Raw genomic sequence first — 11592 nt, forward strand, 5'->3', positions numbered from 1 at the left:
AATTTGTCTGGAAACCATAGAGCTGTGGTCCCACCTGAATCCATTCCGAACTCAGAAGTGAAACACAGTATCGCCGATGGTAGTGTGGGGTCTCCCCATGTGAGAGTAGGTCATTTCCAGGCGCCAAATACACGAAAAAGCCCGCTACGATGTAGCGGGCTTTTTTCGTTATTGCCTGGAAAGATGACCGAACGAACATGGGGAAGTAGAGAGTGCATGCGAAGCATGCTTCAAATCATGTGATAGTAGGGTGAACGCGGAGAGCTTGCTCGAAGCTGGTCATTTCCAGGCTTCAAATTAAGTGAACTTTAAATTAAGTGAAGAAGCCACCTACCCTTATATGATAAAAGCAGGTGGCTTTTGTGTATAGGAAGTACTTATCCTCGAATGCCATGGATGGCATAGGAGAGGAGTTGCGTTTGGGCGTTTGTAAAATATTGAACGCTAACTTATCTAGAATACAGCTACCCGTTAAGGTGACTGCTTCACTTAAAGTAGGTAGTAGGCATAAATGCCTCCCCTCGACGTCGAGCCATCGCTATGTTTGGTTTGAAGCTTTATTCGTAGACTTCTGAGCTTCCCACTTTGCAAGCTCCCTGTACAAAGGTTTGTTTTATATTCTTGTGTCTCGTTAGAGAGCGTATGGTCTTCGCAATCTCACCATACATTCTGCTCTAAAGCTTAGTTGCTTTTACTCGGGCTAGGCAGCTCTTGAATGTATTTATACTAAAAAGAAGGGGCACTCTTATATGTAAGCTTAACTGCTGGCTAGCTACGCCTCTCGCTCTCTATTTACTCCCGCAGCGCCAGTATTCATATGGTGAGCATTCTTGCAGATGTTAGGGTTGCGTCTTGGAGATTATGAGCTATATAAGGCGTGTTATATCCTCTTAGCAAAATACAGGGGTGGAGAGTTATGTGAACGCATATATTTTAGCTTTTAATGTTTAAAGCATGCACTAAATGCTTGAAAAAGCCGCAGGCGGTGGGTTTTCGTTAAAAAGTACTTTACCTTTTGGGCTATGTTACGCAAAATGCACCTCATCAACAGGGGTATAGTTCCAATTGGTAGAACAGCGGTCTCCAAAACCGATGGTTGCGAGTTCGAGTCTTGCTACCCCTGCCAAATTTAGAGAAAGCCGAGCATTAGCTCGGCTTTTTTGCATCTATAATTTATCTCTCTATCAATGTTTAGCTTTGTCCAAACATCTGGAGTATTACACTGGTTTTGAGCGAAAAATCTGCAGTCGGCGGCCTTTATCTTAAAAAGTACTTTACCTTTTAGGGTTGTTTAAGCATAATGCGTTCCAACAACAGGGGTATAGTTCCAATTGGTAGAACAGCGGTCTCCAAAACCGATGGTTGCGAGTTCGAGTCTTGCTACCCCTGCCAAATTCAGAAAAAGCCGAGCATTAGCTCGGCTTTTTCGTATCTGCGATTTGCCATTATATCTGAAGCCATGGATATATAGGATAGCCGTTTGAGTCGCTTCACTTAGGCATAGACTAGCTGCTATGCTCCTTATTGTGTTAAATCCTTTTGGTCGAGTCTTAATGAAAACAAGTGCATATTTAGACGCTATGGGCATTGTGCGGTGGAAAAAGGCCGTCCCGCCATCAGAGGTGTTGACTGTACTGGTTAATCCACTGCGGATTAACGATGTTAGTAGTCCTATCATCAGTACGGTACTTAGTATGTTAGGTCATGACATCGCTAATTGTCGTTTCGCTGTGCGTGCTCAACCGGGCAGCACAATTATATGGGATATGCGAGGTAAGCAGGCCGTATCTAATAATGACGAGATCTTGGTTTCAGCACCAATTAATGAGCTAGAAGCTAAAGCTGAAGCCAAAAAAGCTCTGTGGCTTAATATGCAGCCCTTTCTGGCACAAAAGGATAATTCATGAACCTTATTGAGTTAAGTGAGAGCTTCGCTCCTCAAATGACTTCTATTGCGGCTAAAGCGCATAGCCATCCTATGTCAGAAGCGAGTATCAGAAGCTGTTTTGGTGATCTGTATAGCAGCTTTGGGGTATTTGATAGTGACAAGTTGTGTGGCTTTGCAATTTTGCATCAGATTTTCGAAGATGCGACCCTAATGGATATTTGTGTCGACCCTAGTTATCAGGGGAGAGGCTTTGGTAAGGCGCTGCTAAACGCTGTAATAGCTATAGCGAAAGACAGAGGTGCTGAGGTATTACTGCTGGAGGTGAGGCAATCAGGCGGCACTGCTAGAGCTTTATATGAAACACTAGGCTTCGAAACAACAGGTGTTCGTAAGGGCTACTATAAGACTGAGGCTGGCAGTGAAGATGCGATACTGATGCAGTTGTCGTTATAATTCATATCGATTTCTGAAGTGAAAATAAAAATAGCGCCATTGGCGCTATTTTTCTATCTGTAGTCATTAGCAGGGCTTAGATTACTTAACTTCTTTGCCTTGCGCCTGAAGGTCGGCATGGTAGCTAGAGCGAACTAGCGGACCACAAGCAGCATGAGTAAAGCCGATGCTTTCGGCGAGCTCTTTAAGTTCATCAAATTCCGCAGGAGAGACATAGCGCTCAACTGGTAGGTGGAACTTAGACGGCTGCAGATATTGACCTAGGGTTAGCATTTCTACCTTGTGCGCGCGTAGATCATGCAAGACCTGAGCAATTTCTTCGTTACTTTCACCAAGGCCCATCATTAGCCCCGATTTTGTCGGAATATTAGGGTGGCGATCTTTAAACTTCTTCAATAGATCCAATGACCATTGATAGTTAGCACCTGGACGCGCTTTGCGGTAGTGCATTGGCGCTGTCTCTAGATTGTGGTTAAACACATCTGGTGGCTCGGTGGCCAAGATTTCAAGTGCTGCATCAATACGGCCGCGAAAATCCGGTACTAAGGTTTCAATCTTAATCTCTGGATTGAGCAGGCGAATTTCACGAATACAATCAGCAAAATGCTGAGCGCCGCCGTCACGTAAGTCATCACGGTCAACTGAGGTGATGACAACATACTTAAGCTTCATATCTTTGATGGTCTGTGCAAGCTTCTTCGGCTCCTCAGCGTCAGGCTTGAGTGGACGACCATGAGCCACATCGCAGAATGGACAGCGACGAGTACAGATGGCACCTAAGATCATGAAGGTCGCAGTACCGTGGTTAAAACACTCTGATAGGTTGGGGCAAGATGCTTCTTCACAAACAGAGTGTAAGCCGTTTTTGCGCAGGGCTTGTTTGATATCTGTAATGCGTTGATTTGAAGCTGGTAACTTAACACGTAACCAGTCAGGCTTTCTTAGCATAGTGTCACGCTCTGATGGCACCACCTTAACAGGGATGCGGGAAACCTTTTCTGCGTCTCTAAGTTTGACGCCAGGTTGTAATCTTTCAGGCCTATTCATATGACTCTGGTAATCCTTGGTGGTGAACTAGCTTATCTAAACCGAGTTCTTGGCTGAGGGTTTCAATCAGTTGGGCACCAGCTTCTTCAACAGTTTGTGGTCCACCTAGCTGTTTGCATTGGATCATTTCCATGCCTGCATAACCACAAGGGTTTATACGCTGGAAGGGTGACATATCCATGTCGACATTGAGGGCCAGTCCGTGGAAAGAGCACCCTTTTCGGATCCTAAGACCGAGGGAGGCGATCTTGCGTTCTTCAACATAAACACCTGGCGCATCAGCTTTGGCATAGGCCTCAATTTGATAGCGCTTTAGCATGTTGATGATACTCTGTTCAATATGGGTGACGAGTTGACGTACACCCACTTTGAGCCTTTTAATATCGAGAAGAGGATACACAACAAGCTGGCCTGGACCGTGATACGTCACTTGCCCACCGCGGTCGACCTGAATAACAGGAATATCACCTGGATTTAGGATGTGCTCACTTTTACCGGCTTGGCCTTGAGTGAATACCGGCGTATGTTCAACAATCCAGATCTCGTCTGGACTGTTCTCATCGCGATTATCTGTGTAGTGCTGCATCGCGTGCCACACTGATTCGTAATCTTGCTTACCTAGATGGCGAATATGCAAAGCGTTGTCGTACAAGGGCAACCTCTCCCCTCAAATATTTGTGCGGGCTATTATACGCTTCAAAATGATAAATGTAATACAGATCACATTTATCAGTAGTGATTAATATTTATAGTACGCGTTTAACGCCTTCAATTGCCGCAAATTGAGTGTAAAGCTTCTCAATGTGCTCTTTGCTTGTTACCGTTACGCGAATAGTCACCGAGTTGTAGGTACCCTTGCTTGACGCTTTTGTGGTTGGTGCATAATCGCCTGGAGCTAGGCTTTGAGCCACTGCAACAACGCGGTCAGCTAGCGTATCGCTTGCGTCACCAACAATTTTAAATGGAAAAGATGCAGGAAATTCCATTAACTCATCAAATTTTGTATCTAACATTTTTTACTCTCAAAGATTTCAATATTCACTAATATGGTGGCAATTATACCTAATTCAAGGGAAGTTAGCTTGGATAAAACGAAAGAAGCCACCCTAAGGTGGCTTCTTGCTGTACTGAGTATGGTTTAGCTAAACCAACCTGCAAACATCTGCTTAAAGTAATCCAATAATTGGCTAAACCAGCTGCCTTCGTTCACTTCTTGTAGCGTTACAAGTGGGAACTGAGCGATATCTTTTCCGTTTAACTGGAAGTAGATACGACCAACAGTTTCACCTTTAGCGATTGGCGCATTAAGCTCTTTGGTTAGCTCAAAGTTTGCTTGTAGGTTCTTAGCTTGACCGCGGCTAATGGTAATTGGTGTATCGGTAACTACGCCCAAATCAATCGTTTCACGATCGCCATACCAGATTTTTTGAGTTACAAAAGTGTCGCCAGCCTTGTATGGAGTTACGGTTTCAAAGAAACGGAAACCGTAGTTAAGTAACTTTTTACTCTCAGCTTTACGGGCCGCTTCACTCTTAGTGCCCATTACAACAGAGATTAGTCGCATACCGTCTTTGGTCGCTGAAGTCACAAGGTTAAAACCAGCGCCTGAAGTGTGGCCGGTCTTGATGCCGTCAACGCTTAGGCTTTTATCCCATAGTAAACCGTTACGGTTATACTGCTTGATACCGTTATAGGTAAATGATTTCTCTTTATAAACCGCATACTCATCAGGCACATCACGAATAATCGCCGCACCTAGAATCGCCATATCGTAGGCAGTACTCTTGTGGTTATCAGAGTCTAGGCCGTGGCTGTTTTCAAAATAGCTATCCTGCATACCTAGCTGCTTAGCCCATGAGTTCATTAGATCTACGAAACCATCTTCTGTACCCGCAATGTGCTCAGCCATCGCCACACAAGCATCGTTACCCGATTGAATGATAATGCCCTTGTTTAGATCTTCTACAGTGACTTTTTTACCCACTTCAATAAACATCTTTGAAGAATCAGGGAAGTTCTTAGACCAAGCTTTCTTACTGATGGTCACTTCGTCAGATGGTGACACATTGCCGACTTTAATCTCATGACCGATGACGTAGCTGGTCATCATCTTAGTCAAGCTGGCTGGGTTTAGGCTTTCGTAAGCGTTTTCCTCAGCGATGATCTGTCCGGTGTTGTAGTCCATCAGCACATAGGCCTTTGCTGCAACAGTGGGTGCATTTGGAGTAACGACGGGGGCCGCATGTGCTGATAAGGCGGCGACAGAGGTCGCGAACAAAAATGTTTTTAATGGTTTGTTCAATAAATTCATATTAATAATGCACGTCTTAATAAGTTGAGGTATGAAGAAAGTGTAATTCCCATGAGTATAACATTAGTGGACAAGGGAATTCAGCGTTGGTTCATTAATCTTGGTTCATTCTGTAAGCAGGTAACTTTGAGGGTAACCCTCTTGTTTTAACTTCTCGGTGAGCTTGTTAGCTAGCTGTACTTGCCCGATAGGCCCGAGCTGTAACCTGTAGAGGTTATTTGCACTCTGCACACGGCTTTTAACCTGATACTTCTGCTCTAAGCTATTGGCGAGGCTGTCTAATCGCGCTTTATTCGATGAGGCGACTACTTGGATATAGTGCAGCTCAGTACCTTTTAGTTCGGCCAGCGCTGTAGATTCTGGATTGGCAATATAGATCACCTCCAAGCTCACGTTTGCGGTACCTGTTTTTAACATATCCAGACGGTGAGCGGCTGCGTAGGATAGATCGATAATGCGATTCTCATGAAATGGTCCTCTATCGTTTACTCGTACTATGACGGTCTTATCATTCTTAAGATTCGTCACCTTCACATAACTAGGCAGTGGTAAGGTTTTATGGGCGGCAGACATGGAGTACATGTCATAGGTTTCACCGTTAGAGGTAAGGTGGCCATGAAACTTGGCGCCATACCAAGAGGCTATGCCTTTCTCTGCATAACCTTCGCCCGTATCCATCACCTGATAAGTTTTGCCTAAAACCGTATAGTGCTTTTTATTGCCGCCACGGCTATAGGGCTCATATTTAGGGTGAGCGTCTTCAACCTTAGTGACATCAGGAGCAGAGGTCGGTGCTTTATCGTCATCAAGCTCGTAGCGCCCACCACTAGAACATGCGGCGAGGGTGGCAGTTAAAAGCAAGATGGCGAGAGTATTATTGCGTGGCATAGGCTTTCTTTAATTCCTGACTAAACTGGTACACGGCCATGGCATACAGAGGGCTGCGGTTGTAACGGGTGATAACATAAAAGTTTTTAAGGCCTAGCCAATACTCATCATGGTCGGCTTGTTCAAGCTTTACTACCAGAGCGGGCTGCGACACATCAAGATCCATAGACTGAGTAAGTACTACATTTGGCGATAAAATATCGGCAACCTTATAGTGAAGCTTCTCACCAGACCAAGTTTTAACTGTATCAGGTAAGTCTTTACTCAAGGTTAATTGCAGAGTGACAGGTTGGTTTTTCTGCCAACCATGTTGGTGAAAGTAATTGGCTACGCTGCCAATAGCATCTGTGGTGCTATTGAGCAGATCGCGGCTGCCGTCATTATCAAAGTCAACCGCGTAGTGGCGGTAGCTTGAGGGAATAAATTGCCCAAAGCCCATAGCACCTGCATAGGAGCCCTTTAGGCTATTGATGTCTAAGTGTTCCTCATTGACGAGTGACTGTAGATTTGCGAACTCGCTTCTAAAGAAAGTCGCTCGTGGTGGGTAATGAAACCCTAAGGTATACAGGGCGTCCTTAACGGGATAATTACCCATGTAGCCGCCATAAAAAGTTTCGATACCGATAATCGCCACGATGATCTGCGGGTCAACGTTAAACTCTTTCGATGCGCGTTCGATGGTTTTAGCGTGTTCTTTCCAAAATGTGAGGCCAGCTTCTAGGCGTTTCTCAGTAAGAAAAATTGGATAGTATTGATGCCAAGGCTTAGCTTCCCAAGGTTTGGTCATGGCATCAATAACGGCTTGGTTATAGTTGGCATTTTTGATGAAGTCTGCAGTTTCAGCTGCATCAAATCCTTTTGCGCTTTGTGCCTTAATAAATTCAGTTTTGAGCGCTTCTACATCGGCATCGGTCGTTGTTGCGGCAGCAGAGTATGAAAAGAGCGAAAGTGCCAAAGGTGCAAGAATACGTGTAAACAGCGTCATCGTTAAGCCGTCCTTATTAGTCGAAAAATAATTGTCGAACGTTATCGAAAGTTGTCGAAAGCAGTATGTATGAGTGTTCGAAGACGACATAATGCTTTCGAGGTTTATTGTCTAATGGTTTACATTAGAAACTATCTATCGATAAAGCGTCTATGGGTATGAATACTCATTAAGATGCCAAATCCGGTCATCAATGTCAGCATTGATGTACCACCATAACTGATTAATGGCAGGGGGACACCTACAACTGGTAATAGACCCGAAACCATGCCGATGTTGACAAAAATATAGACGAAGAAGGTTAGGGTTATACTACCTGCAAGTAGCCGAGCAAAGCTAGTTTGTGCACGTGAGGCGATAACTAGCCCACGACCGATGACATAGATATAAAGAGCAAGCAGTAGTAGTGCTCCGATAAGGCCAAACTCTTCACCAATCACAGCAAAGATAAAGTCGGTATGACGCTCGGGTAAGAATTCTAGCTGTGACTGGGTTCCTTGTAACCAACCTTTACCCCACAAGCCGCCTGAGCCGATCGCAATCTTAGATTGAATAATATGGTAGCCGGCGCCGAGTGGATCTTTTTCTGGATCGAGTAGGGTTAAGACGCGAGTGCGCTGGTAGTCATGCATTAGAAAGAACCAGAGAACAGGCAGCATCGCAAGCACACTACCAATAAAGCTACCCACGATTCGCCAGCTCATACCAGATAAAAACAGTACGAAAATGCCTGAGGCTGCAACCAGAATTGAGGTGCCAAGATCCGGCTGTTTCGCGATAAGTAGAGTGGGGACCAGTAAGATAACCCCTGCACCCGCTAAGTAGCGCTTCTTTGGCGGTAAGGGGAACTTGCTGATATACCAAGCCATAGTAATAGGGAAGGCGAGCTTGATGAGTTCTGATGGCTGAAACTCCATAAAGCCAAGGTTTAACCAACGTTGGGCACCTTTGTTTATTTCCCCAAAAAAGTGCACGCCAATTAGCAAGACGATTCCGGCGAGGTAGATGGGAAAGGCCCAACGCCTGAGCACTTCAGGATTTATCTGCGCTACGGTAAACATCACTAGTAGCGACAAGCCCATGCGAAACAGCTGTCTGTCCATTAGGGCTAGGTCTTCACCTCCGGCTGAATAGATCACAACCAGCCCGAAGCCCATCAAGGCTAAGAGACCGAGTAATAATGGCAAGTCTATATGCAAGCGCTGCCAGATGTTTGGACGGTGATTGTGTGCGCTCATTTAGTTTTATCCCATGAATCTCGTAACAAATACTCATCTAACAAGGCGCGAGCTACAGGACCTGCGTTAACCCCACCCCAGCCAGCGTTCTCAAGTACCACCGCAAGCACAATTTTAGGGTTCTCATAAGGGGCGTAGGCAATAATTAAGGCGTTATCACGAAGACGCTCATCAATATTATCTGCATCGTATTCGGCGTCTTGAGCGACACTAAATACCTGTGCCGTACCCGTTTTCATTGCTGCGGTATAGCGTGCATCAGTGAAGCGGGATTTATGAGCGGTATCGCGCATCGCTTCATTGATGATGTCCCAGTTCTTCGGATCTTTTAGCACGATAGGCGGGAGCTCATCGGGCGGCGTATCAATTTTCGCTGTCTGATCTTGGATAGACTTTAGAAAATGAGGTACAAATCGGCGGCCGTTATTGGCTAATATCGCAGTCGCATTGGCAAGTTGCAATGGTGTCGTGGTCCAATACCCCTGACCAATACCGACAGAGATGGTGTCGCCAATATACCAAGGCTGATTGTAACGTAGGCGCTTCCAGTCTTTAGACGGCATAATACCGGCAGACTCTTCGAAGATATCGACACCAGTACGCTCACCAAAGCCAAATGGCTCCATAAAGTTAGCGATTGAGTCAACGCCAGTCTTGTAAGCGAGATCATAGAAGTAGGTGTCACAGGAGCTAATAATGGCACTATTAACATCTACCCAACCATGGCCCCAACGTTTCCAATCACGATATTTACGTTCAACGCCCGGGATCTGCCAAAATCCAGGATCCCAGATACGCGTCTTCGCGGTAACCGTTTTATTCTCTAATCCCAATAAGGCTAAGTGTGGCTTAACCGTTGAGGCCGGCGCATATTGTCCCTGAGTTGCTCGGTTAATCAGTGGCTTAGATTTAGAGTTTAATAGCTCGCTATAGGCTTTACTACTGATGCCATGGACGAATTGGTTCGGGTCGTAGGTAGGGCTAGAAACAAGGGCTAAGATACCACCGTCTCGTGGGTCGATAGCCACAATCGAACCCCGTCGACCGTTGAGCAGCTCCATTGCTTTTTGCTGTAGCTTTAGATCTAAGGTTAGGTAGATATCTTGCCCAGGCTCAGGTGGAACAGATTTGAGGGTTCGAATAGTACGGCCGCGGTTGTTAACCTCCTCTTCGAGGTGGCCTGGCTTTCCAAGCAGTAAACTCTCATAAAACTTTTCGATACCCTGTTTACCGATATCTTTGGTGGCTGCGTAGTTTGCCCATAGGTTATTACGAACAAGTGAGTCCTGATCTCGGCTGTTAATCTTACCCACATAACCTAATGCATGGGTCATTAAACCATTATAAGGGTAGTGACGCTTTAGACCGGCTTCAACAGTGATCCCAGGAAAACGGTGCTGGTTGACGCTGAACTCGGCAACTTGCTCTTCGGTGAGTCTATTCTTTATCGTCAATGGCTTAAAACGGCGATGATACTTAAGTGCATCGAGTACATTTTGTTTGTCATCACTGGACAGCTCGATCACTTCACTCAGTTCATCTAAGGTTTCACTGATATTTTTTACCTTTTCAGGCACTAACTCTAATGAGAAGAAAGGTTGGTTTTCGGCAAGTAGTTGCCCGTGACGATCGTAGATCAGGCCGCGGCTAGGCGCAACGGGAACAACGCGAATACGGTTGTCGTTTGAGCGAGTTTCGTAGTCTTTAAAAGAGGTGATCTGCAGATTATAAAGATTAACCAGCAACAGGCTCAGGAGGATAACAACACTGAAGAAAGTGAACAGAGCGCGACTCTTAAACAGCGAAGCTTCGGCCGCATGGTCGTTCATGGTTATGCGCTTTCTTGGGGACACTTACATTCTCTCCTGCTTAAAAAGGGGCGCCAAGCACATATGCTAGTCCTGTAAAGGTCAGTCTAACCAAATAGTGATTCGATATTATTCTCTATGGTAGGGATGATTATTGTTAATGCTCCAGCCACGATAAAGGCTTTCGGCAACAATCACACGTACCAATGGATGAGGTAGGGTTAAGGCTGATAGGCACCAGCTCTGCGCTGCGGCCTGTTTACACTCGGGTGATAAACCTTCAGGACCGCCGATCAGCAAGCTAACATCGCGGCCATCGAGTAGCCATTTGTTCATCTGCTCTGCTAGCTGTGGCGTGGTAAGGTTTTTACCGGGTAAGTCTAAGCTGACGATATGATTCCCTTTCGGGATCGCCGCCAACATTAACTCGCCCTCTTTTTGGAGAATGCGAGCTATATCGGCATTTTTACCGCGTTTGCCAGCGGGGATTTCAACTAATTCAAGCGCCATATCGCGAGGGAAGCGGCGCTGATATTCTTTAAAACCTGTTTCGACCCAATCTGGCATGCGGGTCCCAACTGCGACTAGCTGAATCTTCATTACTCAGGCTTTTCTGACCAAAGTTTTTCAAGCTGGTAGAAATCGCGAGTTTGATCTTGCATAACGTGCATGATGACATCGCCTAGGTCCACTAAAACCCATTCACTGCTTTCACGGCCTTCGACACCTAGAATAGTGATGCCGGCACGCTTAGATTCAACCACTAGATTTTCAGCGATTGCTTTAACGTGTGTTTTTGAGTTACCTGTACATACAACCATAAAGTCGGCGATGTTAGATTTCTCTGATACGTCCATTACAACGATATCTTTTGCTTTAAGGTCTTCAACCTTATCAATTACAAATTGCTTTAACTCTGCGCTTTCCACGCTGGTACCCCATTAATTTTAAGACAGCGCGATAGTATAGCAGTA

General features: G+C 45.5%; 12 protein-coding genes, 2 tRNA genes and 1 rRNA gene. 5 read left to right on the plus strand and 10 right to left on the minus strand.

All coding sequences use genetic code 11. From position 1 onward, the window contains the following. Nucleotides 1-6 precede the first annotated feature (6 nt). The 5 genes from rrf (at nucleotide 7) to rimI (ending at nucleotide 2341) form a co-directional block, all read left to right on the plus strand. Nucleotides 7-122 (plus strand): 5S ribosomal RNA (rrf, locus tag K5Q92_RS19725). A 927-nt stretch (nucleotides 123-1049) separates the two neighbouring features. Then, nucleotides 1050-1126, plus strand: a tRNA-Trp gene (locus tag K5Q92_RS19730). Nucleotides 1127-1315: 189 nt separating this feature from the next. Continuing rightward, nucleotides 1316-1392 (plus strand) — tRNA-Trp (locus K5Q92_RS19735). Nucleotides 1393-1553: 161 nt separating this feature from the next. Then, nucleotides 1554-1907: a hypothetical protein gene (locus K5Q92_RS19740; protein ID WP_220770593.1), complete on the plus strand. Its 354-nt coding sequence runs from the start codon at nucleotides 1554-1556 to the stop codon at nucleotides 1905-1907. Beyond that, nucleotides 1904-2341, plus strand: a complete 438-nt coding sequence (gene rimI, locus K5Q92_RS19745; protein ID WP_220770594.1) for a ribosomal protein S18-alanine N-acetyltransferase — start codon at nucleotides 1904-1906, stop codon at nucleotides 2339-2341. The genes K5Q92_RS19740 and rimI overlap by 4 nt, the downstream gene beginning before the upstream one ends. A gap of 81 nt (nucleotides 2342-2422) precedes the next feature. Here rimI and lipA read toward each other — a convergent pair whose 3' ends face one another. From lipA to rsfS, 10 genes are all read right to left on the minus strand, one after another. Continuing rightward, nucleotides 2423-3388 carry a lipoyl synthase gene (gene lipA / locus K5Q92_RS19750; protein WP_220770595.1) on the minus strand — a complete coding sequence of 322 codons (966 nt, stop codon included), beginning with the start codon at nucleotides 3386-3388 and terminating at the stop codon, nucleotides 2423-2425. After that, the gene (lipB, locus tag K5Q92_RS19755; protein WP_220770596.1) at nucleotides 3381-4040 is read right to left on the minus strand and encodes a lipoyl(octanoyl) transferase LipB; all 660 of its coding nucleotides are present in this window, start codon (nucleotides 4038-4040) and stop codon (nucleotides 3381-3383) included. The genes lipA and lipB overlap by 8 nt, the downstream gene beginning before the upstream one ends. 94 nt (nucleotides 4041-4134) lie before the next feature. Beyond that, nucleotides 4135-4401 carry a DUF493 family protein YbeD gene (gene ybeD, locus K5Q92_RS19760; protein ID WP_220770597.1) on the minus strand — a complete coding sequence of 89 codons (267 nt, stop codon included), beginning with the start codon at nucleotides 4399-4401 and terminating at the stop codon, nucleotides 4135-4137. A 125-nt stretch (nucleotides 4402-4526) separates the two neighbouring features. Continuing rightward, nucleotides 4527-5699, minus strand: coding sequence for a serine hydrolase (locus tag K5Q92_RS19765; RefSeq protein WP_220770598.1), 1173 nt, complete (start codon nucleotides 5697-5699; stop codon nucleotides 4527-4529). A 105-nt stretch (nucleotides 5700-5804) separates the two neighbouring features. Further along, complete coding sequence (locus K5Q92_RS19770) at nucleotides 5805-6587, minus strand: septal ring lytic transglycosylase RlpA family protein (RefSeq protein WP_220770599.1); 783 nt, start codon at nucleotides 6585-6587, stop codon at nucleotides 5805-5807. Then, on the minus strand, nucleotides 6574-7572 hold the full coding sequence (mltB, locus tag K5Q92_RS19775) for a lytic murein transglycosylase B (protein WP_220770600.1): 999 nt from the start codon (nucleotides 7570-7572) through the stop codon (nucleotides 6574-6576). The genes K5Q92_RS19770 and mltB overlap by 14 nt, the downstream gene beginning before the upstream one ends. Nucleotides 7573-7703: 131 nt before the next feature. Further along, on the minus strand, nucleotides 7704-8810 hold the full coding sequence (gene rodA / locus K5Q92_RS19780) for a rod shape-determining protein RodA (RefSeq protein WP_220770601.1): 1107 nt from the start codon (nucleotides 8808-8810) through the stop codon (nucleotides 7704-7706). After that, complete coding sequence (gene mrdA / locus K5Q92_RS19785; RefSeq protein WP_220770602.1) at nucleotides 8807-10663, minus strand: penicillin-binding protein 2; 1857 nt, start codon at nucleotides 10661-10663, stop codon at nucleotides 8807-8809. Before mrdA ends, rodA begins: the two co-directional genes overlap by 4 nt. Before the next feature lie 84 nt (nucleotides 10664-10747). After that, nucleotides 10748-11218 (minus strand): 23S rRNA (pseudouridine(1915)-N(3))-methyltransferase RlmH, encoded by a 471-nt coding sequence (gene rlmH, locus K5Q92_RS19790; protein WP_028769232.1) that lies wholly within the window; start codon nucleotides 11216-11218, stop codon nucleotides 10748-10750. Further along, entirely contained in the window at nucleotides 11218-11547 is a 330-nt protein-coding gene (gene rsfS, locus K5Q92_RS19795) for a ribosome silencing factor (RefSeq protein WP_202721936.1), read from the minus strand. The genes rlmH and rsfS overlap by 1 nt, the downstream gene beginning before the upstream one ends. Between the last annotated feature and the right edge of the window lie 45 nt (nucleotides 11548-11592).

Source organism: Shewanella sp. MBTL60-007 (assembly GCF_019654915.1).
Classification (GTDB): domain Bacteria; phylum Pseudomonadota; class Gammaproteobacteria; order Enterobacterales; family Shewanellaceae; genus Shewanella.